Genomic DNA, 25,228 nt, shown 5'->3' with positions numbered 1-25,228 from the left:
CGAAGTTCTGGACGCTCTGCGTCCGATCTTGATGTGCGACGCAGAGCGCCGCACGACAGTTGAGATTATCGTTCCGCACGCTCCAGCGTGGGAACGCAGTTCTGGACGCTCTGCGTCCGATCTTGATGTGCGACGCAGAGCACCGCACGACAGTTGAGGTTATTGCTCGCCCCGGAGCATTGGCACGAGTCGTCACACCTGAACAATGCCTACCAGAATCGCTGCTGGGTCAAACGCCCCCACCACTTGGTAGCCAGTTGATCCGCCGAGTTCGCAGCCGCCATGCCCATGCGCTCTTGCAAGCTCTTGCGTTGCACGTAGTGCAGGTGAAACACGTCGGCCTGTCTGGCACGTTCGGCCAGGTATTCGTCGCTGGTTTTCAGTTCATCTACCAGCAGTTTGTCGACTGCCGCCATGCCCAGCCACACTTCGCCGGTAGCAACTTCGTCGATGGACAGTTGCGGACGGTAGCTGGCGACGAAGTTCTTGAACAGGTCGTGAGTGATGTCCAGGTCCTGCTGGAATTTCTCGCGGCCCTTTTCAGTGTTTTCGCCAAATACGGTCAGGGTGCGTTTGTACTCGCCGGCGGTCAGCACTTCAAAATCGATGTCGTGTTTCTTCAGCAGGCGATTGACGTTGGGCAACTGCGCCACGACGCCGATAGAGCCGAGAATGGCGAACGGCGCGCTGATGATCTTGTTGCCGATGCAGGCCATCATGTAACCGCCGCTGGCCGCGACCTTGTCGATGCACACAGTCAACGGAATGCCCGCCTGACGAATGCGCGCCAGTTGCGAGGACGCCAGTCCGTAGCTATGCACCATGCCGCCACCGCTCTCCAGACGCAGGACCACTTCGTCCTTGTCAGTGGCCAGCGTCAGCAGCGCCGTGATCTCGTGACGCATGCTTTCGGTCGCCGACGCCTTGATGTCACCGTCGAAATCCAGCACGTAGACACGCGCCTTGGGCTCGGCGAGCTTCTTGTCTTTTTTCAGTGCCTTGCCCTGCTCCTTGCGCAAAGCCTTGAGGCGGTCCTTGTCGAGCAGCGATTGTTCCAGTCGCTCGCGCAGTCCTTTATAGAAGTCATTGAGCCGGGTGACCTGCAATTGCCCGGCTGATTTGCGACGCCCCTTGCCACGCACGGCCGCAATTGCAACCAGCACCACAACGATGGCGATCACCAGCGTGACGGTTTTGGCCAGAAAACTTGCGTAATCGACAACAAAATCCACGAATATTCCTCACTTGCGTTACGCCCTTACCGATCAAGGGCTGCGATGAATGCAGCATACCGACGCCCTGTGCAGCGCACCAGCGGCCGAGCCGTTACAAACCATTAAAACGATGATTTCAAACGAGCGTATGTTTTTTCATTGACAGCTCCCCGGCATCCCTCATAACCTCGCTCGACCTTCAACGTACCGAGACGAGACGGACGTGGGCAGCATCTACCTGATACGACATGGCCAGGCCTCATTTGGTGCAGACGATTACGACGTGCTGTCGCCCGTCGGCATTCGGCAGTCACGGGTGCTGGGGGCGCACCTGGCCGGGCTGGGCCTGAGCTTCGATCGTTGCGTTTCCGGTGAACTGCGTCGTCAGCAGGACACCGCGCAGCACACGCTGGCCCAGTACGCCGAAGCCGGCATCGCTACCCCGCCTCTGGAAATCGACAGTGCTTTTGACGAATTCGACGCTGAAGCCGTCATCAAGGCGCTGATCCCGGCCATGCTTCAGGACGAACCCGAAGCGCTGGATATTCTGCGCAACGCCACCACCAACCCCGCCGGATTTCAACGCCTGTTCAGCCTCATTACCGAGCGCTGGCTGTCAGGCAACCACGACACGCCGGGGCTGCAAAGCTGGCTGGGGTTCGTGGCGCGGGTCAAGGCAGGTCTCGACCGGATTCTTCACGCAGCCGGCCCGCATGAGCGTATCGCCGTGTTCACCTCCGGCGGCACGATCACGGCCTTGCTGCATCTGATCATGCAAATACCCGCAGCGAAGGCGCTCGACCTGCACTGGCACATCGTCAACACTTCGCTGCATCAGCTTAAATTCAAAGGCAACGACGTTGCCCTGGCGTCTTTCAACAATTACACGCACTTGCAACTGCAGAAGATGCCGGAACTCGTCACTTATCGCTGAACCCGGACAATAGTGTCCACGCGCACGCCATCACTCACCCTGAAAGGATCAAGACATGACCTCAGTCGCCGAAGCCGTCCAGAGCATGAAAGCAAAATTCAACCCAGCCGCTGCTGCCGGTCTGGACCTGATCTTCGGTTTCAACATCACCGATGAAGACAAGCACTACGCCCTGATCGTCAAGGACAGCACCTGCGAGCTGCAGGAAGGTGAAAACCCTGACGCCAACGTGACCCTGGTCATGGACAGCGAAACGCTCAAAGGTATCGTCAGCGGTGAAACCGACGGTATGCAAGCCTTCATGGGCGGCAAACTGCGCGCCGAGGGCGACATGATGCTGGCCATGAAACTCAGTGAACTGTTCCCGGTATAACCGTAGAGCGCGCTGAATACTGCAAAAAAGAAAAACCGAAGCCCCGCTGGCTTCGGTTTTTTTTCGTCTGCGCAGCGATCAAACCGATTGATCGCTCGGCAACACGCTGGCCTATAAGGCTCATGGAAGGTTGATCATGAGTTCGTCGATCATTAGATTAGTCAATGATTAGCGCGGACCATAATAAGCAAAAGGGATAGATATGGCACTGACTGACCAGTCCACCGACATTCGCGCTGGCGAAGAGCTGGACGTTGCCGTGATAGATCCGTACCTCAAAGCGCACATTGCGCAGCTTCATGGGACGCCGACGATCAGTCAGTTTCCGGGCGGCGCATCCAACCTGACGTATCTGATCCAGTATGCGAACAGAGAGCTGGTGTTGCGTCGCCCGCCCTTCGGGCAAAAGGCCCGTTCGGCACACGACATGGGGCGTGAGTACCGCATCCTCAATCAGCTCAGGGATGCCTTTCCCTATTGCCCCGAGGCCTATCTGCACTGCACCGACGAGTCGCTGATCGGTTCAGAGTTTTACGTGATGCAGCGCCTCAAGGGCATCATTCTGCGCTCTGACCTGCCGCCCGAGCTGGCACTGGACGCGCAGCACACCGAAAGCCTGTGCAAGAGCTTCATCGACAAGCTGGTGGACTTGCACCAGGTCGACTATCAGGCCTGCGGCCTGGGTGATCTGGGCAAACCGCACGGTTACGTGCAACGGCAGATTGCCGGCTGGTCGGAACGCTACGAAAAAGCCATGACCCCGGACGCGCCGGCATGGCAGCAGGTAAAGGCCTGGCTGGTGGACAAAATGCCTGCCGATTCGCCTGCCTCAAGCATCGTGCATAACGACTATCGCTTCGACAACGTGATCCTCGACCCGGCGGACCCCATGCGCATCATCGGCGTTCTGGACTGGGAACTGACCACATTGGGCGATCCGCTGATGGATCTGGGCAATACCCTCGCCTACTGGGTGCAGGCGGATGATCCGCTGGCAGTACAGATGACACGTCGCCAGCCGAGTAATGCGCCCGGCATGCTGACGCGCCAGGCGTTCGTCGACTACTACGCTGAACGTTCGGGCATTCGTATCGACAATTTCGATTTTTACTACACCTACGGCCTGTTTCGCCTGGCCGGTATCGTGCAGCAGATCTATTACCGTTTTTTCCACGGCCAGACTCAGGACAAGCGTTTCGCCCGGTTCATTGACATGAACCGGCTGCTGGAGCAAATGAGCCTGGGCGTGATCGCCAAATCCAGCCTTTGACCGCCACCGCCAAGACAGGGAAACCACATGTCCAGAACCCAGCTTTTCGACCTTGATGGCAAGGTTGCTTTTGTTTCAGGTGCCAGCCGAGGTATTGGCGAAGCGATTGCCCGGCTGCTGGCCCAGCAAGGTGCGCAGGTTATTGTGTCGAGCCGTAAACTCGAAGGCTGCCAGGCCGTGGCTGATGCCATCATTGCCGAGGGCGGTCAGGCCACAGCGATAGCCTGCCATATTGGCGAGATGGAGCAGATCACCCGTGTTTTTGCGCAGATACGCCAGCAGTTTGGCCGGCTGGATATCCTGGTCAACAACGCCGCGACCAATCCGCAGTTCTGCAATGTACTGGACACCGACCTCAGCGCGTTTCAAAAAACCATTGACGTGAACATTCGCGGTTACTTCTTCATGTCTGTGGAGGCTGGCAAGCTGATGCGCGAAGGCGGCGGTGGCAGCATCATCAATGTTGCGTCGATCAACGCGGTATCGCCGGGTGCCTATCAAGGTGTCTATTCGATGACCAAGGCTGCGGTGGTCAACATGACCAAGGTGTTCGCCAAGGAATGCGCCGAGTTCGGTATTCGTTGCAACGCTCTGCTGCCGGGCCTGACAGACACCAAATTTGCATCGGCGCTGGTCAAGAACGACGCGATTCTCAATATGGCCCTGTCGCAGATTCCGCTGAAACGCGTCGCAGCGCCCAGCGAAATGGCCGGTGCGGTTCTGTACCTTGCAAGCGAAGCGTCCAGCTACACCACCGGCGTGGCGCTGAATGTGGACGGCGGTTTTCTGTCCTGATCAACCCACGGCGAATCAGCCTGGAGAGTGAATTAATTTTCCATTACTAAATAATTGGAATATATTTTCTGCATAACAACAATCCTCTCTGGAGAGTGTCATGCAGCAATCCCCTTCTACATCGCGACCGCAACTGGGCATCGGGCTGATCGGTACAGGCTTTATGGGGCGCGCCCATGCGCTGGCATTCGGCAGTGCCAATGCCGCCCTTGAGCTGCCGGCACGTATTCATCTGGCCGCTCTGGCGGATGCCGACAGCGCAAGGGCCGAGCAGTGTGCCCAGGCCTGGGGCTTTGATCGCAGCCACGCCGACTGGCAGCAACTGGTCGAGGACCCACGGGTGCAGATCGTCGCGATCACCACGCCCAACCACCTGCACTTTCCCATGGCCATGGCAGCCATCGCGGCTGGCAAAGCGGTGTACTGCGAAAAGCCGCTGGCAGTCAGCCTGGCCCAGGCGGATGAAATGCAGCGCAGCGCCAAGGCCGCAGGCGTGGTGACCCAGGTGGGCTACAACTACCAGCACAACCCGATGATCGGCCTGGCCAGAGAAATGATCGAAGCTGGTGAACTGGGCGATATCGTCAGTTTTCAGGGCGAATTCAGCGAGGACTTCATGGGCAGCGCCACGTCGCCCTGGTCATGGCGTTGTGAAGCGGCCCATGCGGGCGGCGCACTGGCCGACCTGGGCAGCCACCTGCTGGCAATGGCCCGTTACCTGCTGGGCGACATCGAAGCCGTCTGCGCCGACGCCAACACCGTGCATAGCCAGCGGCCTGCCAGCCCGGGCAGCAACGAGATGCGCGCCATTGCCGTGGATGACCAGACCCACGCGCTGCTGCGCTTTGCCAGCGGCGCGCGCGGAACCTTCAGCAGCAGTTGGCTCAAGCACGGCTATAAAAATCACCTGAGCTTTGAAATCAGCGGCACCCAGGGCACGCTGACGTACGATCAGGAGCGTTTGAACGAGTTGCGTATCTATCGCCCCGGCGCGCCGGGGCGCGATGGTTTTCAGCGCCTGTTGGCGGGGCCTGCGCAACCCGGTTACGCAGCGTTCTGCCCCGCTCCGGGGCATCAATTGGGTTATAACGAACTCAAGGCACTGGAGGTGCAGGCGCTGATTCTCGCGGTCTGCGGCCAGGGCAGCCGAGGCCCGGATTTTGAAGAGGCCTGGCAGATCGAGCGTCTGGCCACCGCCATTCGCCTCGCCGCGCACGAACAGCGCTGGGTCGCGCTCGACGATATCTGAGGTGCTGTAACAGGCTTCCTGCAACAGTGAGCCAAGGGGTAGAATGCGCCACGTTCGGGCAGCCATTCTGCCCCTTGCCGCTTTCTGCCATAAGCCTCTCGCCTCATGCCTTTTGAACTTAGCGTAGACCTGACCACCCTCGCCATTCTGGCTGTCGTCGCCTTTGTGGCGGGCTTTATCGACGCCATTGCCGGTGGCGGCGGACTGCTCACCACCCCTGCATTGATGACCGCCGGCCTGCCGCCGCATCTGGTGCTGGGCACCAACAAGCTCAGCTCGACCTTCGGCTCGGCGACCGCCAGCTTCACCTTCTACCGCCGCAAGCTGTTTCACCCCCGGCAGTGGCTACACGCGATCGTCGGTACAGCCGTGGGTGCGGCACTGGGCGCGATCATCGCCCATTACCTGCCCGCCGAATGGCTGAACCAGATGCTCCCGGTGATTGTGTTCGGTTGCGGGCTGTACCTGCTGTTCGGTGGCACGCCCAAGGCACCGCTGGACAGCGACGCGCCCATCAAGAAGAAATGGCAACTGCCGCAAGGGCTGGGCCTGGGTTTCTACGATGGCGTCGCCGGGCCAGGCACCGGCGCTTTCTGGACGGTCAGCACCCTGCTGATGTACCCGGTGGATCTGGTCAAGGCCAGCGGCGTTGCGCGAAGCATGAACTTCGTCAGCAATATCGTGGCGCTTTCGGTGTTCATCTTTTCCGGTCAGGTGGACTACATCATCGGCCTGACCATGGGCCTTGCGGTAATGCTGGGTGCCTACTTTGGCGCAGGCACGGCAATCAAGGGCGGTGCAAAGTTCATCCGCCCGGTGTTCATCACCGTGGTGCTCGGGCTGACCGTGCGCCTAGCCTGGCAGCACTGGTTCGGGGGCGCCTGAGCGCTCGGCCAGATACGCTTCGATCAGGTAACGAGCAATAGACCTATTGGCCGGTAATGGCGGCAGGTCATCGATATGGAACCAGCGCGCGTCTTCGATTTCGTCGACCTGGGGTACGATGTCGCCGCCTGCATATTGCGCATGAAAACCGAGCATCATCGAATGCGGAAACGGCCAACACTGGCTGCCCATGTACTTCAGGTTCTTGATGCGCACCTGAACCTCTTCCATCACCTCGCGATGCACGCAGTCTTCGGCAGACTCGCCCGGCTCTACAAACCCGGCCAGCGCGCTGTACATCCCGCTGACAAAACGCGGTGAACGGGCAAGCAGTACTTCATCGCCCCGGGTGACCAGCACAATCATGCTCGGCGAAATACGCGGGTACAGACGCAGATTATCGTGCTCGCAGTACATCGCCCGCTCGCCCGCAATCTGCACCGTTGCCCGCCCGCACGCCCCGCAAAAGCGGTGTTCCCTGGCCCAGGTAGCGACTTGCGCGGCGTAACCGAGCATCTGGAAGACCGCAAAGTCACCTTCCAGCATGAACTGACGCAAACCCTGCCAGGCACACCCCTCGACAACCACCGAGTGTTGCAGAACCAGCAGGTAGACCGGCTCACCGTCGAAGTAACCGATACCGTGCTCGCTCTGCACCGGCAGATCCAGCGCCCGCAACCAGCTTCGGGGAAACAGTGCCCCGTTACTGTCCAGCAAGAAACCCTGATCCCCCTGAACCACGGCCAGACCACCGTCGGCCTCGACATCCAGAACTGCAGTTGTCCAGCGCTGCGGGCGTGTCATGAAAAAACTCCTTTGCCAACACTCAAATACTCGGACGTAATAGTGTCGAGCTTCAATTATCAAAGACCGGCTTGTGCTTGCTCATCTGCGCAACCATTGCCAGTTTCAGGTCAGGTGATTGCAGCATGGCTGCGTTCCAGATGGCAACGTGTTCAAGGCCGTCTTCGACCCTGTGGTCACGCATATAGCTGATCATTTGCTTGGTGCCTTCGATGGCCAGCGGGGATTTTTCGGCTATCTCCCGCGCCACCGCAAATACGCCCTGCAAGAGACCTTCGGTGTCATCGAAGGTGCGATTGACCAGGCCAATGCGCTGCGCTTCCTCGGCACCGACGGTGCGCCCGGTGTACGCCAGTTCACGCAGCACACCGTCGCCGATGATCCTCGGCAACCGTTGCAATGTCCCTACATCGGCAGCCATGCCCATGTCGATCTCGCGAATGGCAAACTGCGCATCAGCGGCGGCATAACGCATGTCGCAGGCCGAGATCAGGTCGATGGCACCGCCCAGGCAATAACCCTGAATGGCGGCGAGTACCGGCTTGCGGCACGTGTCCACGGCAGTGAACGACGCCTGCATGTCACGAATCTTGCGCCTCAACAGCCGCGCGTTGCGTCCGGGATCCTTGCCCATCTGGCTGGCGACCGACGCCAGCAAGGCCAGATCGATACCCGAGGAAAAATGCTTGCCCGCGCCGCTGAGCACCACCACGCGCACTTCATCGTTGCGCTCGATCCAGTCGAATATCTCGATGATTTCGGTCCAGAACGCGTCATTCATGGCATTGAGCTTTTCAGGCCGGTTTATCTGTACGTGAGCAATACTGTCAGCCAGCTCGAACCGGAAACTCTGATAATCGGACACGACGTTTTCCTCAGGCTTTTTTTATGTTCAGACGCCGGACTATAACAATAGTCGGCTGCCTGTCGTAACCGGACTGAAGTGCCATTTACTGTGCCCTCGCCCCCCAGTACGAATATGTTCAGCGGCCCAGCTACCCTTAAATAGGGTGAACGGTCAGAATATCGAGCGGTCCAGTGGTGTAGTGATATCAAAACCGATAATGGTTACTAGAGGGTGATACTTGAATACGTCAAAAGCGGAAACCGGGATTGAAGGTCTGGATGACATCCTGTCGGGTGGTCTTTCACGCAGTCATGTTTTCCTCCTTGAGGGAGAGCCCGGAACCGGTAAGACAACCGTAGCTTTGCAATTTTTGCAGGCCGGTGCAGCGGCGGGAGAAATCTCGTTGTATATCACCTTGTCCGAGACCGAGCGCGAACTGCGCGCCGGGGCTGCGTCGCACGGATGGGAGCTTGACCCGCAGATCCATATATACGAGCTGACGCCGCCTGAAAGCCTGCTCGATGCGGAGCACCACCAGAGCCTGCTCTACTCGTCGGACCTGGAGCTGGGCGAAGCCACACGGCAGATATTTGAAGTGGTCGAACGCATCAAACCGTCAAGGGTGGTGATCGACAGTCTTTCGGAAATCCGCCTGCTGGCGCAAAGCTCGTTGCGCTACAGGCGGCAGATTCTGGCGATCAAACATTACTTTACGCGTTATAACGCGACTGTATTGCTGCTGGACGACCTGACCACCGAAGCGCTCGATAAAACCGTGCACAGTGTTGCCCACGGCGTCATTCGCCTTGAGGCACTGACGCCCACTTACGGTGCCGAGCGCAGGCGTTTGAAAATCGTCAAATACCGTGGCCAGAAGTACCGTGGTGGTTTTCACGACTTCACGATTGCCGAGGACGGCATCCATGTATTCCCGCGCCTGGTGGCCGCCGAGCACCGCTCGAATTATTCACGCGCCCAGTTGAGCAGTGGCATTCGAGAACTGGACAACCTGTTGGGTGGCGGCATTGAAAGCGGCTCCAGCACCCTGATTCTCGGCCCCGCCGGTACTGGCAAGTCGCTCATCTCGCTGGTCTTCGCCGTGCAGGCAGTGGCCCGTGGCGAACGCGTCGGGTTGTTCATATTCGATGAAGAGATGGGACTGCTGTTCGAGCGCATGCTCAAACTCGGGATTGACCTGCGCGCGCTGCAAGAAACCGGCAATCTGGTCGTCGAGCAGATCGACGCAGCAGAACTGTCTCCCGGCGAGTTCGCGCACCGGGTACGAAGCGCAGTGGACCGCAAGCAGATAAAGACCGTGATCATCGACAGTATCAACGGTTATCAGGCAGCAATGCCCGAGGAGAGCGCACTGGTGCTGCACATGCACGAACTGTTGCTGTACCTCAACCGTCAGGGGGCTGCTACCTTCATGACCGTCGCGCAGCATGGGCTGGTGGGCGACATGCGCTCGCCGGTCGATATCACTTACCTTGCCGACAGTGTGATTCTGTTGCGCTACTTTGAGGCACTGGGCCAGGTGCGCCGTGCCATTTCGATCATCAAGAAGCGTACCGGCACTCACGAATCCACCATCCGCGAGTACCGCATCAATTCCAGCGGACTGAAAATAGGTGAGCCGCTCGAAGCGTTCCAGGGCGTTTTGCGCGGTGTTCCTTCGTACCTTGGTGACATGAAACCCTTGTTGGCGGACGACGACCAGTGAGCGCTAACGGATTACTGTCGGAACGCGCGATCATTCTGGCCCCCAGAGGCCGCGACAGTCAGATTGCCCTGCGCATTTTGAACGAAGCCGGCTACCCGGCGACGGCGGCGGCTGACCTGTTCGAGCTGGTCAAAGAGCTGACCGCCGGGGCCGGTTTGGCGATTATTGCCGACGAAGCGCTGCGCAACGGCGATATCAGCCCGTTGCTGGCGCTGCTCGGCCAGCAGCCCGCCTGGTCCGACCTGCCGATTGTCTTGCTGACCCATCACGGCGGCCCTGATCACAACCCGTCTGCGCGGCTGGGCAACATGCTGGGCAACGTGACCTTTCTGGAGCGCCCTTTTCATCCGGTGACGCTGGTCAGCCTGGTGACCACAGCGGTACGTGGCAGACGGCGCCAGTACGAAGCCCGCGCACGCATGGAAGACCTGCACGAAAGCGAGGGACGCCTGCAAAACGCGCTGAAAGCCGGCAGGCTGGGGTCATGGGTGCTCGAAGCAGAACATCTGCGGCTGACTTCCTCGACCATCACCAAAGCTCACTACGGTCGCGACGATGGGGACAGTTTTGATTATCGCGACTGGCTTGCCGCCGTTTATTCTGAAGACCAGCCGCGAATGCAGTCTGCGCTCCAGCGCAGCCTGGATACCGGCGTCGATTTCATCATCGAATACCGCAACGTCTGGCCTGATGGCTCGCTCAGTTGGGTCGATGTGCGCGCTCGTGCCATCCGCGGCAAGAACGGCATGGTCAGTTCCCTGGCAGGCGTGACCTCGGACATCACCGAGCGCAAGCAGGCTGAATCGCAATTACGACGCCTCAACGAAACGCTGGAACATCAGGTCGAAGAGCGCACCTCTCAATTGCGGCAAAAGGAAGAGATTCTCCGCCAGTCGCAGAAAATGGAAGCCGTCGGCCAGTTGACCGGCGGGATTGCCCATGACTTCAACAATATGCTGACCGGCATCATCGGCAGCCTGGAATTGATACGAAGGCGGGTATCACGAGGCCATACCGAAGACCTGAACAGCCTGGTCGACCTCGGTGTGACATCGGCGAACCGTGCCGCAGCCCTGACTCATCGCCTGCTGGCTTTTTCACGGCGCCAGTCGCTGGACTCCAAGCCGGTCGAAATAAACCACCTGGTCGACGCGATGGACGAACTTCTCCAGCGCAGCGTCAACGAGAGCATTCACTTGCAGCTGCGTCTTGCCGGTGATCTGTGGACCGCTGAAGCCGACCCCAACCAGCTGGAAAACGCCCTGCTCAACCTGGTGCTCAACGCCCGCGATGCCATGCCTGACGGCGGCACGCTGGTGGTCGAGACCTCCAATCAGCAACTGGACACATCCTTCACCAACGCCCACGAAAACCTGCTGCCGGGTGACTACGTGGTGCTGAGCGTCAGTGACAATGGCTGCGGCATGCCAGAGACGGTCATCAGTCGGGCCTTCGATCCGTTCTTTACCACCAAGCCCATTGGTCAGGGCACCGGCCTGGGCCTATCGATGATCTATGGCTTCAGCAAGCAGTCGCATGGTCACGTTTCGATCAAGAGCGAAGTCGGTCTGGGCACTACCGTGCAGCTGTTTCTGCCACGCTTTCAGGGGCTCAAGGAAGAAGCCGAGCCAACCTTGCAGAGCAGTGCACTGTATGCCGAGAACGGCGAAACGGTGCTGATCGTCGAAGACGACCCTGCTGTTCGGGCGCTGGTCAGTGAAGTGCTCAGCGAGCTGGGGTATGCGTTTATCGAGGCCAGCCAGGCGACAGATGCAGTGCCGATACTGGAATCCGCTCAGCGTATCGACCTGCTGATCAGCGATGTCGGGCTACCGGGCATGAACGGCCGGCAACTGGCAGAAATCGCCCGGCAACTGCGCCCCGCACTCAAGGTGCTGTTCATTACCGGCTATGCAGAACACGCCGCCGTGCGCGCAGGCTTTCTGGACACGGGCATGGAACTGATCACCAAACCCTTCGCCTTCGACCACCTGACCTCGAAAGTGCGGCAAATGATCGAAGCCTGAGCACCGCTCAAGGGCTCAGGCTGCTGGTCAGGCCAGCAAGCGCTGAATCTGCGACTGCAGCGTTTCCATGGTGAAGGGTTTGGCGAGGATCGGCGCTTTCAGCGCAATGGGGCTGCCTGAATCGAGAATTTCCGCCGGATAGCCGCTGATGAAAATCACCTTCAGTTCAGGCCGTAGCATGACCGCGGGCTCGGCAATCTGCACACCCGAGATACCACCGGGCAATCGGTAATCGGTGATCATCAAATCAAGGTGGGGCTTGGTTGCCAGAATCTCAAAAGCCTGCTCGCCATTCTCGGCCTGCAGAACGCGATAGCCCTCACCAGACAGATAATCGGCCAGCAACATCAGGATCAGGGGTTCGTCTTCGACGATTAGTACGACGTTTTCTGCATCAGCGCTCATTGGAACTGCCTTCGATCGTGTAGATAGCTGCCATTACGACCACGGCTTGCATGGGAGGTTGCGCCGGCCTGTGATTTAACTTGATCGCTCGTCACAAAGGCAGGCAAATCCGGAACACCGAGCCCTGGCCCTCTTCACTTTCCACCTCGATACGGCCGCCATGCGCCATGACGATCTGCTCGGAAATAAACAGCCCCAGGCCCAGCCCGGCGACCGCATGATTGCTCGTGACCCGCTCGAACTGTTGAAAGATGCGCTTCTGGTTTTCAGCGGTAATACCGATGCCCTGATCCCTGACCTCGATGAAAGCCTCGGCTTCCTTGCTGTACACATGCACTTCGATCGGCTTGCGCGCGCCATAGCGCAGCGCGTTGGTCAGCAGGTTGGCGACCACCTGCTCGATGCGAAACTCGTCCCAGACGCCAATCACCGGCCCGTCGGCAAACTGTCTGATGGTGGAGTTGGCGGCGGCGATCTGCGCGGCGAAGCTTTCCAGCAACTGACTGACCAACTCGCTCAAATCGAACGGGCTGGGCCTGATCGACAACTTGCCGGTGCGGATCCTGGATACATCAAGCATGTCTTCGATCAGGCGGATAAGGCTCTGAATCTGCCGCTCGTCGCGATCGACCATGGCGCGCAGTTTTTCCATGGTAAACGCCGATTCGTTGTCCTTGGCCAGGTGCAGCTTGCGTAGCTGGGTTTCCAGAATCAGGCCATTGAGGGGCGTGCGCACCTCATGGGAGACGATGGACATGAAGTCGTCACGCATGCGAATCGCGTGCTCCAGCTCGCCCTGAGTCGATTGCAGGCGTTTGAGCAACACCTCCTGCTCCTGGCGGCTGCGTTCCAGCTCCTCGACCTGTATTTTCATCGCCTTGCGCTGCCGATACAGATCAACGAACACGTTGACCTTGCTCTTGACCGCATGAATGTCCAGGGGCTTGTGCAAGAAGTCCACTGCGCCGCTTTCATAGCCTTTGAAGGCGTAATTGAGTTCGCGACCGGCGGCGCTGACGAACACAATCGGGATGCTCTTGGTCTTTTCGGTACTGCGCATCATCTCGGCCAGTTCAAAGCCGTTCATGCCGGGCATTTGTACGTCAAGGATGGCCAGGGCAAATTCGTGCTGCAACAGCAGCGACAGCGCCTCGTCCGCCGACAGCGCCTTGTAGACGATGCGATCGGCACGCTTGATCAGCGCTTCGAGCGCCAGCAGGTTTTCCGGCAGATCGTCAACGATAAGCAGTTTTGCCTGAATTTCACTTAACATGCGGTTCGTTCCAGCTCGACCAGCAAACGGCCAATATCGTTCAGGGAAAGAAGGTAATCCGGCGCATGCAGCGCCAGGCCAGCTTCGGGCATGGTCGACACCTGCGCCTGCGAGGGGTCCTGAATCACCGTGAAACCACCATACTTCTTGATCTGCATCAGCCCTCGAGCGCCGTCATTATTGGCGCCGGTCAATAATATGCCAGCCAGTCGCGGGCCATAGGCATCGGCGGCCGAGCCGAACAGAATGTCGATGCTGGGCCTTGAATAAAACACCCGATCCTCCTGGCTCAATGACAGAGAAAAATCAGACTCCACCGACACGTGATAACCCGGCGGCGCGAAATACAGGGTGCCCGGCACAATATCCTCCTTGTCATCGGCTTCCTTGACCGGGATCGCCAGACGATTCTGAAACACATGGGCCAACTGGCTGCGGCGATCTTCCGGCACGTGCAACACCGTCAGGATCGGCAGACCGAAATCCGGTCCCAAATAACTGAATATCTTCAGCAGAGCCTCTACACCGCCTGCCGAGGCACCGACAACGATGGCATCGACCACAGGCAGGTCATGAGAAGACGGGGCATCGCCAAACGTAGTTCTCATCGCTTTCGGTAAATCCGCTCGGGCTTTACCAATGTCTCGAAGGCATCGCCGTAGGCAGAGAAATCCACGGTTTCCTTGCTGCCCAACGCCAGAAAACCGCGATGACACAGCGAGTCATGGAACAGCCCGAAAGCCCGGTCCTGTAATTTTTTATTGAAGTAAATCAATACGTTACGACATGAAACAAATTGCGTTTCGGAGAATACACTATCTGTTGCCAGGCTGTGATCGGCGAAGGTGACGTTCTCGCACAGGGTCTTGTCGAAAATCGCGTAATCGTAGGCCGAGGTGTAGTAATCGGCAAAATTGCGCTGGCCACCCGAGTGGCGGTAGTTCTCGGTGTAGGCCCGCAGGTTGTCCATGGAAAAAATGCCCTGCTTGGCCTTGGCCAGCGAGCTGGGGTTGATGTCGGTCGCGTAAATGATGGTGCGTTCCAGCAACCCCTCTTCGCGCAACAGAATGGCGGTGGAGTACACCTCTTCCCCGGTGCTGCACCCGGCAATCCAGACCTTGATCGAGGGGTAGGTGCGCAGTACCGGCACGACTTCCTTGCGGATCGCCAGAAAGTGCGACGGGTCGCGAAACATCTCGCTCACCGGAATGGTGAGAATCTGCAGCAACTGCATGAACGCCGCTGGGTCGTGCAGCACCCGTTCCTGCAGGGCCGAGATGGTCGCGCAGTCGAACTGACGCAACGCATGAATGACCCGGCGCTTGATCGATGCCCCGGAGTAATCGCGAAAGTCGTAGCTGTACTGAAGATAGATCGCCTCGATCAACAGACGCAGCTCGATCTCGACACTACGGTCAAGGTGCATGGTGACGTCCGTTACTGTCATCGGAAGCATTCTCGAAAGCAGCATCGAAAACACGCCTGCGTTTTACGCCCATTCAAATGCGCTCCATTTTCGGCAGCCAGACGCGAATCAGCGAAAACAGCCTGTCCAGATCGATAGGCTTGGCCAGGTAGTCGTTGGAACCGGCCTGCAGGCAGCGCTCCTGATCGTCCTTCATGGCCTTGGCGGTCACGGCGATGATCGGCAGCTTGCGCCAGCGTGGGTCCTTGCGAATCTCGATGGTGGCTTCGTAGCCGTCCATTTCGGGCATCATCACGTCCATCAGCACCAGATCGATGTCCTCGACTTCATTGAGTTTGGCAATCGCCTCCAGGCCATTACGGGCGATTTCCACCACGGCGCCCTTGTGCTCCAGCGCGCTGGTCAGGGCAAAGATGTTGCGCACGTCGTCATCGACCACCAGAATCTTGCGCGCCTCGAAGACCTTGTCGCGGCTGCGCGCGGTCTTGAGCATTTTCTGCCGCTCGCTGGACAGCTGCGACTCGACCTTATGCAGGAACAGCGTGACCTCGTCGAGCAGGCGTTCCGGGGAGCGCGCGCCCTTGATGATGATAGAGCGCGAATATTTCATCAGCTCGGCTTCTTCATCGCGGGTCATGTTGCGCCCGGTATAAACGATTACCGGTGGAAAGGCGCAGATATCTTCGGTGGACATGCGCTTGAGCAGCTCGTTGCCGAGCATGTCCGGCAGTTTCAGGTCGATGATCATGCAGTCATAAATGTGGTCGCGCAGCAGGTCCAGCGCCTGTTGCGCGAAACCTACGGCGGTGATTTCGATGTCATCGTCGCCGATCAGCCGCGCAATACTGTCACGTTGCAGGTCGTCGTCTTCGACCAGCAGGATGCGCTTGACCTTCTGGGTCAGCTTGGCCTCCAGCTTGGCAAATACATCCTTGAGCTCTTCGCGGGTTGTCGGCTTGACCGCATAGCCGATGGCGCCCATGTGCAATGCCGCTTCCTGACGGTCCTCGACGGAAATCACATGCACCGGAATATGCCGCGTGGGGGCGAGCTCCTTGAGGCGCTGCAGCACGGTCAGGCCCGAGTGATCCGGCAGGCGCATGTCCAGTAGAATCGCGTCCGGCGTGTAGCGCGACGCCAGGTTGAAACCGTCATCGGCGGCATGCGCCACCAGACAGTCGTAACCCAGTTCATGGGCCAGATCGAAGAGGATCTGGGCGAACCGCACTTCGTCCTCGATCACCAGAATGCAGCGCCGCTCGAACGGCGCCTTGTCACGGTCATCGGCAAATACGGCGATAGGCGTCTCGACAGGCGCTGGCAGCGGCGGCTGGATGACCGGCGCCGCGGGAACCGACAGTTGCAACACGGCAGGCGTGTGCATGACCAAAGGCTCGCTGCCCGGCGCCTGAGGGTCCTGCTCGACATACTGCTCCGGCAGCACCAGGGTAAAGATACTGCCCTGCCCCGGAGCACTGGTAACACTGATCGATCCGCCCAGCAGCGCGGCCAGATCGCGGGAAATCGACAGGCCCAGCCCCGTACCGCCATAACGCCGGTTGGTGGTGCCATCCGCCTGACGGAACGCCTCGAAAATACCTTGCTGATGCTCCTCGGCAATGCCGATGCCCGAATCGCGCACACTGAACACGATGCCAGCGCCCGGCTGGCGCGAAACCACCATGCTGACCGCGCCCGCTTCGGTGAATTTGATCGCGTTGGACAGCAGGTTCTTGAGGATCTGCTCCAGACGCTGGCGATCGGTGAACAGCATGGTCGGCGCGCCGGCCTGGATGTCGACCGTGAACGCCAGCTTCTTCTCCGCGGCCAGCGGCTGGAACAAGCCACGCAAGCCCTCGACCAAGCGTGACACGCTGCTGTTTTCCGGGCGCACTTCAAGTTTGCCGGCTTCGACCTTGGAAATGTCCAGAATGTCGTTGATCAGGTTGAGCAGGTCATTGCCCGCCGAATAGATCGATTCAGCAAACTTGACCTGCTCGGCGGTGAGGTTTTCGCTCGGGTTCTCGGCCAGCAACTTGGCAAGGATCAACGAACTGTTGAGCGGCGTGCGCAGCTCGTGGGACATGTTGGCAAGGAACTCGGACTTGTACTTGCTGGCACGTTGCAACTCGTCGGCACGGGCCTGCAACTCGCCTTGGGCAATATTCAGCTCTTCATTGTTGCGGTCCAGCGCATCGCGCTGATCGGCCAGCGCCTGACTTTGCTCGGCGAGTTGCTCGTTGGTCTGTTCCAGCTCGGCCTGCTGGGTCTCCAGGTGCGCCTGGGACTCCTTGAGAATGCGCGACTGCTCTTCCAGCTCTTCGTTGGCCGTGCGCAGTTCTTCCTGCTGCACCTGCAACTCTTCGTTGAGCTGTTGAGTCTCGGCCAGGACTTCCTGCAGACGCTGGCGATAGCGAGCCGCTTCGATGGACGTACCGATGTTATCCGACACCAGTTCAAGAAACTCGACGTCCTGCTCGGTCAGAGGGCGCAGAAAACCCAGTTCAACCACGCCGTTGACCTGATCGTCATTGCTGATAGGCACCACCACCACACTGCGCGGTGAACCCTCGCCCAACCCGGAAGCCACCTTGAAATAATTCTCCGGCAGCTCGTCCAGCGTAATGATCCGGTCCTGCGATGCGGCCTGTCCCACCACGCCTTCATCGCTGTGAATGGTCTGATCCTGTTGCTCCTGCTCGCGGGAAAACCCGTAGGAAGCCGCACGCGTCAAGCCGCCGTGGTCCTGACGGATGTACATCGCCGCCACCGAAGCGCCGAGGTATTGCGTCAGAAATTGCAGAATATTGCGGCCCAGCATGTTCAGCGTCAGTTGCCCGAGCACCTGTTCGGCCAGCTCGCTCTGGCCGTTGCGCAGCCATGCCACTTTCTGCAGACGCTCGGCATTGACTTCCTGCTGCCTCAGATTTGCGCTGTAGGTGGCCGAAAGAGACAGCAGATCCCTGCGTCCTATGTACGCCAGAATGCCGCTGACGATCACCACAAATATCAGGTACAGCGTGACGGAAATGACCGTGCTGCGCGTGACCTCGGCATTGCGGGTCAGGCGAAGTTGCTGCTCCATCTCGACAGCCTGTTCGTACTCGGTGCGAATCTGATCGGTAATGCGCTTGCCACGTCCGGCCAGCACCGGCGTCTGAAAGTCGCCGTTGTTGCGCCGCAGGTCGATCATGTCCTGAGCAAAGACGTTCCACTCCTGCTGCATGGTGAACAAGCGCCTGAACCGGTCCTGTTGCGTCGGGTTGTCCTTTACCAGGTCCTGGAGGCCGTTGAGTTCGGCAACCAGCAACGGCTTGGCGATTTCATAGGGATCGAGAAAATGCTGATCGCCTGTGAGCAGGAAGCCGCGCATGCCGGTTTCCATGTCAATCGACAGCTTCATCGAGCGGTTGGTGTTGTTGATCACGCGGTCCGTATGTTCAACCCACTGAATGGCGTTAAGCAGATAACTGATCAGCAGAATGAAAAAAACTGCGCTCAGTACGCCGACACCCAGCGGCAACCCGACATTGCGCCCCAGCAATTTTCGAAAGCGCTGCTCATCGACGGAAGGCGTCCGATTCATGAAATATCCCTGACAAGTGGATCAAAACCACGGAGTTTGCCGTAAACCTACAAAAAACACTCTTATTTCTGACATAGAGGATTGAAATTTCACACATAAATCGGCGATAAGCTCGGGCACGTTCTGTGTGCTGGCTCAGTGATGGCTGGGCAGGCTGTGAATCGTCGCCACGATTCTCGGCATTTGTCGGTTGATTGAACTTCCATGCAGGTTTTATTTACTGATACAGGGACGATATCAACAGTGAACAGGCCGGGCTCGGTTATGCTGAGTCGGCGAGAAAGGATGCATGGCATTCCACTCTGTTTGCGCTACAACCATTTTTCAGGTTTAAAAGGAGTCAATCATGCCGGACACCGCCCGCACCATTCTCGTGGTCGAGGACGACGCCATTGTGCGCATGCTGATTGTCGACGTGCTCGAGGAGCTGGAATACACCGTCCTGGAGGCCGAAGACGCCACCACAGCCCTTGCCATCGTTACCGACAACGCTAATCACATTGATCTGCTGATGACAGATCAGGGGCTGCCGGACATGAAAGGCACTGCACTGGCCAAAAAGGTCATTGAGCTGCGCCCTGAACTGCCGGTACTGTTCGCCAGCGGCTACTCCGAAAACATCGACGTGCCGCCAGGCATGTACGCGATAGGCAAGCCGTTCTCGATCGACCAGTTGCGCGACAAGGTAAAAAGCATCCTTGTCTGATATCGATACTGCCGCTGCGCACCGCAGTGAAGCCCCCACAACCCGTTTGCTGATCATTGGCTACGTCTGGCCCGAGCCTGGTTCGTCGGCTGCCAGCGGTCACATGATGCAGCTGATTCAATGCTTTCTCGAACAGGACTGGCACATCACCTTTGCCAGCCCTGCCACCGAAGGCGAGCACCGGGCCGACCTGATCAGCCTGGGCATCCACGAAGTCCGTATTGCGCTCAACGACAGCAGCTTTGACGTATTCGTGAGCGAGCTGCAGCCGCACGTGGTGCTTTTCGACCAGTTCATGATTGAGGAGCAGTTTGGCTGGCGCGTCGAACAGCAGTGCCCTGACGCTCTGCGCATTCTGGAAACGTCGGACTTCCAGAGCCTGCGTCACGCCCGCCATCAGTTGGTCAAGAGCGCGCCGGATGATCTGCAGAGCGTTTTCGGCTGCTCGCAAAGCGCACTGTTTCGCGAGATAGCCGCCAGTGACCTGGCGCAACGCGAAGTCGCCTCGCTCTACCGCTGCGACCTCAACCTGATGACCTCAGACGTTGAAATAGCCCTGCTGACCGGCATGTTCAGCTTGCCCGCCGCGTTGCTGCACTGGTGCCCGTTGATGATCGACGGCGTACCCGACAGCTTCCGGCCGTTCGCCGAGCGCGCGCACTTTCTCAGCATCGGTAATTTCCGTCACGCGCCCAACTGGGACGCCGTGCTGTGGATGAAAACCGCCATATGGCCGCTGATCAGGCAACAACTGCCGGCCGCGCAGTTGCACATTTACGGGGCCTACACGCCACCCAAGGCAACGGCCTTGCACAACGCAGCGCAGGGTTTTCACGTGAAAAACCGGGCTGAGGATGCCTTGCAGGTGATGGCCGGTGCGCGGGTCTGCCTCGCCCCCCTGCGCTTCGGTGCGGGCATCAAGGGCAAGTTGATGGACGCCATGGTGTGCGGCACCCCGTCAGTCACCACCCCGATTGGCGCGGAAGCCATGAGCGGAGATCTGGCCTGGCCCGGGCTGATTGCCGACAACCCGCAGCAGATCGCCGCAGCAGCGGTCAGGCTTTATCAGGACGAGAATCTCTGGCTGGAGGCGCAACACGCAGGCCAGGCGCTGCTGCAGTCGCGCTTTCAGCACCGGCAACACTGCGAGAGCCTGATGGCGCGTATCCAGACGTTGCGCGACGAACTGCCCGAACACCGGCTGGCGAACTTCACCGGCAGCATGCTTCGGCACCATCACCATAAGAGCACCAAGTACATGGCGCAGTGGATCGAAGCCAAGAATCGCAACCCGCTCAGTCAGCCAGACGCCTGAACGGGTTTACGCAACAGATAGGTGTCCATGATCCAGCCCTTGCGACTGCGTGCTTCGGTACGCAGTTGCTTGATCTGCTCGCAGACCTCATCGAGTCGGCCCGCCACCAGTAGTTCATCCGCAGTGCCCAGGTACGCCCCCCAATAGATGTCCAGCCCCTGCCCGACGTAACGCTCGAACGTGCAGTGCGCATCCAGCATCACCACCACATTGTGGTGGCTTTCAGGCGGATCGGCCGCCAGACGCCGACCGGTGGTGATCAGAATCGACTCGCCAATGCGATTGAGCGGTATCCGGTGCTGCGCCACCAGGCTTTGCACGCTGGTAATGCCCGGTATCACCTGATACGTGAAGGCCTGCGCACCGCGCGCCAACACCTGGTCCAGAATGCGCATTGTGCCGTCATACAGCGCCGGATCGCCCCAGACCAGAAACGCGCCGACCTGATCATCACCCAGCTCATCGGTCAGCAGCCGCTCGAACAATACCGCGCGCTGGTGATGCCAGTCCTCGACGCCTTGCGCGTAGGCGCCGGATTCGCCTTCACGGCCTGCATGCCCGCGAACCGGGTCCTGAACCTGAACCAGCCGATAGCGATCGTGAGTGATGTAGCGCTGACAGAGCGCCTTGCGCAGACGCAGCAGCTCGTCATCGACATAGCCCTTGTCGATGATGAAAATAACCTCGGCGCGATTCAGGGCAGTGACGGCCTGTAAGGTAATCTGCTCCGGATCACCGGCGCCCATGCCGATCAGGAGGATCTGTTTCATTGGATAACCACTCCATTGTGGCAGTCATGTCAGGTGCCTGATCGTAGGCGATTTTGCCAACGACCGGGCATCGAAACAAAAAATCAGGCACATTAACGCGCTGGCAACTGCTGAATAGAATGACGCCATGAGTAAAACAACAAAAATTACTGACCCTTCCTACGAGCTGATGGACGACCATAACGGCTTGTCGATCATTTATCGCGAGCATGGTTTTCCGTGCCCGCTGGTGCGCTGGCACTTCCACAAGGAATACGAGCTGCATCTGATTGTCGCCAGCTCCGGCAAGGTCTTCGTCGGTGACTACATCGGTAACTTCAACCCTGCCAGCCTGTTCCTGACCGGGCCTAACCTGCCGCATAACTGGATCAGCCAGGTTGACGAGGGTGAAGTCGTGGCGCGGCGCGACATGCTGGTCAATTTCACCGATGAACTGCTGGAAAGTGGCAATCAGGTGTTTGCCGAACTCAAGACCCTCACCCCACTGCTGGAACGCGCCCGCTACGGCATCGAATTTCGCTGCAAGCGCACAATTCGTCAGGCCATGAAGCAGATGCAGAAAATTGCCGACTCGCGCGGCATTACACGTCTGGGGCACTTTTTCATTCTTCTCGAGCTGTTGGCCGCCAGCGATGATTATCAGTTGCTGTCAGGCACCGCCGTCGCCCACACGGCCGATGAGCACAGCGTCGATCGTACCAACCGCGCAGTGGATTATATTTTTGCTCACTACAGCCGGGAGCTGCCGCTGGAAGAAGTTGCCGAGTACCTGGGCATGAAACCCACTTACTTTTCCAGGGTATTCAAGCAGGCCACGGGGCGCTGTTTCGTCGAGTTCGTCAATCGGTTGCGCATCAGCAAGTCCTGTGAACTGCTGGCCGACGGCGACAAAACGGTCACTGACGTGTGTTTCGAGTCCGGTTTCAACAATATTTCCAACTTCAATCGGCGTTTCCAGCAGCTCAAGGGCATGACCCCCTCGCACTATCGTCGCCTCGCCGTTCAGCGCCTGACCGAACAAAACCTGTACTGATTTGCCCTGCCGTTGCGCTCAGCGTCTACGCTTGCGTTGCGCCGAAGCCAGCCTATGGGCGATTCAGCGATGTTTACATTTTAGGTCGCAGTGCAAAAAAGTATCAGTCAGAGTGCTGCGCAGGATTTGTCTTTCGACCCGAACGCCGTTGTAATCAATACACATCTTCCTCACCTCCGGAAGAGAAAAAAACAATAACCATCCTTCTGCAGCCTGTTGGGCGTAGAAGAGGAGTGATCAATGAAGACCTCAGCAAAGCTTCTGCTCGCCAGTTCCGTCCTCAGCACCTGTTTCGTGTTCAGTGGCAGCGCCACGGCCGGGACCGTGACCATCGCCACGGTCAACAACAGCGACATGATCCGCATGCAGCGCCTCTCCAAGACCTTCGAAGAAAAGCACCCTGACATCAAGCTCAACTGGGTTGTGCTCGAAGAAAACGTGCTGCGCCAGCGCCTGACTACCGATATCGCCACCAAAGGCGGTCAGTTCGATGTATTGACCATCGGCATGTACGAAGCCTCACTCTGGGGGCAGAAAGGCTGGTTGCAGGAAATGAAAGACCTGCCCGCCAGTTATGAGCTGGACGATGTATTCCCTTCAGTGCGCGATGGCCTGTCAGTGGACGGCAAGTTGTTCGCCCTGCCGTTCTACGCTGAAGCGTCTATCACTTACTACCGTACCGACCTGTTCAAGGCCGCTGGCCTGACCATGCCGGAACGCCCGACCTGGACCCAGATTGCCGAATTCGCCGGCAAACTGACCGACAAGTCCAAGGAACAGTACGGCATCTGCCTGCGCGGCAAGGCGGGTTGGGGCGAGAACATGGCGCTGATCACCACCCTGGCCAACGCCTACGGTGCACGCTGGTTCGACGAGCAGTGGAAACCACAGTTCGACCAGCCGGAATGGAAGAACGCGCTTAACTTCTACGTCAACACCATGAAGCAATCCGGCCCGCCGGGTGCTTCCAGCAATGGTTTCAACGAAAACCTGGCGCTGTTCAACAGTGGCAAGTGCGCCATCTGGGTCGACGCCAGCGTTGCCGGTTCGTTCGTGACCGACAAGAAGCAAAGCAAGGTTGCCGACAGCGTCGGCTTTACCTACGCCCCGCACGAAGTGACCGACAAGGGTTCTGCCTGGTTGTATTCGTGGTCGCTGGCGATCCCGACCAGTGCCAAGAACACCAAGGACGCTGCCGAATTCACCCAGTGGGCGACCTCCAAAGAGTACGCCAAACTGGTGGCCGACACCGACGGCGTGTCCAACGTACCGCCAGGCACCCGTGCCTCGACCTACAGCGATGCCTACAAACAGGCCGCGCCGTTTGCCAATATCACGCTGGAGTCGCTCAAGGCTGTGACGCCCAAGTCTCCGACGCTCAAGCCTGTGCCTTACGTCGGTATTCAGCTGGTTACCATCCCTGAATTCCAGGCCATCGGCACCAGTGTCGGCCAGCAGTTCTCGGCCGCGCTGATCGGCCAGTCCACGGTTGAAAAAGCCTTGGAAAATGCGCAGACCGCCACCGAGCGGGACATGAAACGAGCCGGTTACCCTAAAAAGTAAACGCTCTGCAACAGGGTGAAGGCCGCGGCTTTCACCCTGCCGCTCAACTGCGCAACAACCCTGGTGCAATCCGGTTCGGAGCTCCCCATGAATACCTCAGCCTCCCCTGAACGCTCGGACCTGTCCGGCGAACAGCCACCGCTCAAAAGTCGTCGATTCAAACCTGGCTGGTTTCTGGTCAGCCCCTCTGTGCTGCTTTTGCTGGTATGGATGATCGTACCGCTGGGCATGACCATTTATTTCTCGCTGATCCGCTACAACCTGCTGTCACCCGGCGAAAACGAATTCGTCGGGCTGGAAAACTTCCAGTATTTCGTGACCGACAGCGGCTTTCTTCCCGGTGCCGGCAATACCTTGTTGCTGGTCGGCAGTGTGCTGGCGATCAGTGTGATCCTCGGCGTACTGATTTCGGCGCTGCTCGAAGCCAGCGAGTTCTTCGGACGGGGCATCGTTCGCGTACTGCTGATCTCGCCCTTCTTCATCATGCCCACGGTCAGTGCGCTGATCTGGAAAAACCTGATTTTCCACCCGGTCTCCGGCGTGCTCGCGGCGGTGTGGAAATTCTTCGGTGCGCAGCCCATCGACTGGTTTGCCCATTACCCGATGCTGTCGATCATCATCATTGTGTCCTGGCAGTGGCTGCCGTTCGCCATCCTGATTCTGATGACCGCCATGCAGTCGCTTGACCAGGAACAAAAGGAGGCCGCGCGCCTGGATGGAGCCGGCCCCATCGCGATCTTCTGGCACCTGACCCTGCCGCACCTGGCGCGGCCGATAGCCGTGGTGGTCATGATCGAAACGATCTTCCTGCTCTCGGTGTTCGCTGAAATCTTCACCACCACCAACGGTGGCCCTGGCTTTGCCTCGACCATCCTGGCGTATCTGATCTACATCCAGGCGCTGCTGCAGTTCGACGTCGGCATGGCCTCGGCGGGCGGGCTGATTGCCGTTGTCATCGCCAACATCGCGGCGATCATCCTGATTCGGATGATCGGCAAAAACCTCACCGACAAGTCATGAGGACCTTGCC

The 25,228-nt window shown here is 58.7% G+C and carries 22 protein-coding genes; 13 read left to right on the top strand and 9 right to left on the bottom strand.

What is annotated here, in order from left to right; translation table 11 throughout:
- Window positions 1-209 precede the first annotated feature (209 nt).
- The gene (gene sohB, locus PSPTO_RS14100; RefSeq protein WP_005762574.1) at window positions 210-1,232 is read right to left on the bottom strand and encodes a protease SohB; all 1,023 of its coding nucleotides are present in this window, start codon (window positions 1,230-1,232) and stop codon (window positions 210-212) included.
- 205 nt (window positions 1,233-1,437) lie between these two features.
- Between sohB and PSPTO_RS14095 the strand changes: the two genes are divergently transcribed.
- The 6 genes from PSPTO_RS14095 to PSPTO_RS14070 all read left to right on the top strand — a co-directional run bounded on the left by PSPTO_RS14095 (window position 1,438) and on the right by PSPTO_RS14070 (window position 6,720).
- Window positions 1,438-2,148 carry a histidine phosphatase family protein gene (locus tag PSPTO_RS14095; protein WP_005762577.1) on the top strand — a complete coding sequence of 237 codons (711 nt, stop codon included), beginning with the start codon at window positions 1,438-1,440 and terminating at the stop codon, window positions 2,146-2,148.
- Window positions 2,149-2,203: 55 nt separating this feature from the next.
- Entirely contained in the window at window positions 2,204-2,521 is a 318-nt protein-coding gene (locus tag PSPTO_RS14090) for an SCP2 sterol-binding domain-containing protein (RefSeq protein WP_003382829.1), read from the top strand.
- Window positions 2,522-2,723: 202 nt separating this feature from the next.
- Window positions 2,724-3,791, top strand: a complete 1,068-nt coding sequence (locus PSPTO_RS14085) for a phosphotransferase family protein (protein ID WP_005762579.1) — start codon at window positions 2,724-2,726, stop codon at window positions 3,789-3,791.
- A 27-nt stretch (window positions 3,792-3,818) separates the two neighbouring features.
- Window positions 3,819-4,586 carry an SDR family oxidoreductase gene (locus tag PSPTO_RS14080; protein WP_005762581.1) on the top strand — a complete coding sequence of 256 codons (768 nt, stop codon included), beginning with the start codon at window positions 3,819-3,821 and terminating at the stop codon, window positions 4,584-4,586.
- A gap of 100 nt (window positions 4,587-4,686) precedes the next feature.
- Entirely contained in the window at window positions 4,687-5,835 is a 1,149-nt protein-coding gene (locus PSPTO_RS14075) for a Gfo/Idh/MocA family protein (RefSeq protein ID WP_011104158.1), read from the top strand.
- A gap of 105 nt (window positions 5,836-5,940) precedes the next feature.
- Complete coding sequence (locus PSPTO_RS14070) at window positions 5,941-6,720, top strand: TSUP family transporter (RefSeq protein WP_005737718.1); 780 nt, start codon at window positions 5,941-5,943, stop codon at window positions 6,718-6,720.
- Here PSPTO_RS14070 and nudC read toward each other — a convergent pair.
- Together nudC and PSPTO_RS14060 are read right to left on the bottom strand one after the other, a co-directional pair.
- Complete coding sequence (nudC, locus tag PSPTO_RS14065; protein ID WP_005762586.1) at window positions 6,688-7,524, bottom strand: NAD(+) diphosphatase; 837 nt, start codon at window positions 7,522-7,524, stop codon at window positions 6,688-6,690. The two genes, PSPTO_RS14070 and nudC, sit on opposite strands and share 33 nt — an antisense overlap.
- Before the next feature lie 52 nt (window positions 7,525-7,576).
- On the bottom strand, window positions 7,577-8,389 hold the full coding sequence (locus PSPTO_RS14060; RefSeq protein ID WP_011104157.1) for a crotonase/enoyl-CoA hydratase family protein: 813 nt from the start codon (window positions 8,387-8,389) through the stop codon (window positions 7,577-7,579).
- Between the two features lie 220 nt (window positions 8,390-8,609).
- On the opposite strand from PSPTO_RS14060, the gene PSPTO_RS14055 reads away from it, so the two are divergent.
- Together PSPTO_RS14055 and PSPTO_RS14050 are read left to right on the top strand one after the other, a co-directional pair.
- Window positions 8,610-10,094, top strand: coding sequence for an ATPase domain-containing protein (locus tag PSPTO_RS14055; protein WP_007244012.1), 1,485 nt, complete (start codon window positions 8,610-8,612; stop codon window positions 10,092-10,094).
- Window positions 10,091-12,121: a response regulator gene (locus PSPTO_RS14050; protein WP_011104156.1), complete on the top strand. Its 2,031-nt coding sequence runs from the start codon at window positions 10,091-10,093 to the stop codon at window positions 12,119-12,121. The genes PSPTO_RS14055 and PSPTO_RS14050 overlap by 4 nt, the downstream gene beginning before the upstream one ends.
- Window positions 12,122-12,148: 27 nt before the next feature.
- Here PSPTO_RS14050 and PSPTO_RS14045 read toward each other — a convergent pair whose 3' ends face one another.
- The 5 genes from PSPTO_RS14045 to PSPTO_RS14025 form a co-directional block, all read right to left on the bottom strand.
- Window positions 12,149-12,526 carry a response regulator gene (locus tag PSPTO_RS14045; protein WP_003382842.1) on the bottom strand — a complete coding sequence of 126 codons (378 nt, stop codon included), beginning with the start codon at window positions 12,524-12,526 and terminating at the stop codon, window positions 12,149-12,151.
- A gap of 91 nt (window positions 12,527-12,617) precedes the next feature.
- On the bottom strand, window positions 12,618-13,799 hold the full coding sequence (locus tag PSPTO_RS14040) for a hybrid sensor histidine kinase/response regulator (RefSeq protein WP_011104155.1): 1,182 nt from the start codon (window positions 13,797-13,799) through the stop codon (window positions 12,618-12,620).
- Window positions 13,793-14,407 carry a chemotaxis protein CheB gene (locus PSPTO_RS14035; protein ID WP_011104154.1) on the bottom strand — a complete coding sequence of 205 codons (615 nt, stop codon included), beginning with the start codon at window positions 14,405-14,407 and terminating at the stop codon, window positions 13,793-13,795. The genes PSPTO_RS14040 and PSPTO_RS14035 overlap by 7 nt, the downstream gene beginning before the upstream one ends.
- Entirely contained in the window at window positions 14,404-15,225 is an 822-nt protein-coding gene (locus PSPTO_RS14030) for a CheR family methyltransferase (RefSeq protein WP_046463499.1), read from the bottom strand. The genes PSPTO_RS14035 and PSPTO_RS14030 overlap by 4 nt, the downstream gene beginning before the upstream one ends.
- 73 nt (window positions 15,226-15,298) lie before the next feature.
- The gene (locus PSPTO_RS14025) at window positions 15,299-18,811 is read right to left on the bottom strand and encodes a response regulator (RefSeq protein WP_011104152.1); all 3,513 of its coding nucleotides are present in this window, start codon (window positions 18,809-18,811) and stop codon (window positions 15,299-15,301) included.
- Window positions 18,812-19,157: 346 nt separating this feature from the next.
- On the opposite strand from PSPTO_RS14025, the gene PSPTO_RS14020 reads away from it, so the two are divergent.
- Together PSPTO_RS14020 and PSPTO_RS14015 are read left to right on the top strand one after the other, a co-directional pair.
- Window positions 19,158-19,517: a response regulator gene (locus PSPTO_RS14020; RefSeq protein ID WP_005762602.1), complete on the top strand. Its 360-nt coding sequence runs from the start codon at window positions 19,158-19,160 to the stop codon at window positions 19,515-19,517.
- A complete protein-coding gene (locus tag PSPTO_RS14015; RefSeq protein ID WP_005762604.1) occupies window positions 19,510-20,832 on the top strand; it encodes a glycosyltransferase in 1,323 nt (440 codons plus the stop codon). Before PSPTO_RS14020 ends, PSPTO_RS14015 begins: the two co-directional genes overlap by 8 nt.
- Here PSPTO_RS14015 and cobF read toward each other — a convergent pair.
- On the bottom strand, window positions 20,817-21,602 hold the full coding sequence (gene cobF, locus PSPTO_RS14010) for a precorrin-6A synthase (deacetylating) (RefSeq protein WP_005762606.1): 786 nt from the start codon (window positions 21,600-21,602) through the stop codon (window positions 20,817-20,819). The two genes, PSPTO_RS14015 and cobF, sit on opposite strands and share 16 nt — an antisense overlap.
- Before the next feature lie 127 nt (window positions 21,603-21,729).
- Between cobF and PSPTO_RS14005 the strand changes: the two genes are divergently transcribed.
- The 3 genes from PSPTO_RS14005 to PSPTO_RS13995 all read left to right on the top strand — a co-directional run bounded on the left by PSPTO_RS14005 (window position 21,730) and on the right by PSPTO_RS13995 (window position 25,218).
- Window positions 21,730-22,635, top strand: coding sequence for an AraC family transcriptional regulator (locus PSPTO_RS14005; protein ID WP_005762608.1), 906 nt, complete (start codon window positions 21,730-21,732; stop codon window positions 22,633-22,635).
- 240 nt (window positions 22,636-22,875) lie between these two features.
- A complete protein-coding gene (locus PSPTO_RS14000; RefSeq protein ID WP_003382856.1) occupies window positions 22,876-24,198 on the top strand; it encodes an ABC transporter substrate-binding protein in 1,323 nt (440 codons plus the stop codon).
- A gap of 87 nt (window positions 24,199-24,285) precedes the next feature.
- Window positions 24,286-25,218 carry a carbohydrate ABC transporter permease gene (locus tag PSPTO_RS13995; RefSeq protein WP_011104151.1) on the top strand — a complete coding sequence of 311 codons (933 nt, stop codon included), beginning with the start codon at window positions 24,286-24,288 and terminating at the stop codon, window positions 25,216-25,218.
- The last annotated feature ends 10 nt before the right edge of the window (window positions 25,219-25,228 follow it).

The organism is Pseudomonas syringae pv. tomato str. DC3000, assembly GCF_000007805.1.
Taxonomy (GTDB): Bacteria; Pseudomonadota; Gammaproteobacteria; order Pseudomonadales; family Pseudomonadaceae; genus Aquipseudomonas; species Aquipseudomonas avellanae.
The sequence above is the reverse complement of the archived record's forward strand: the minus strand, read 5'-3'. Positions and strand labels throughout refer to the sequence as shown.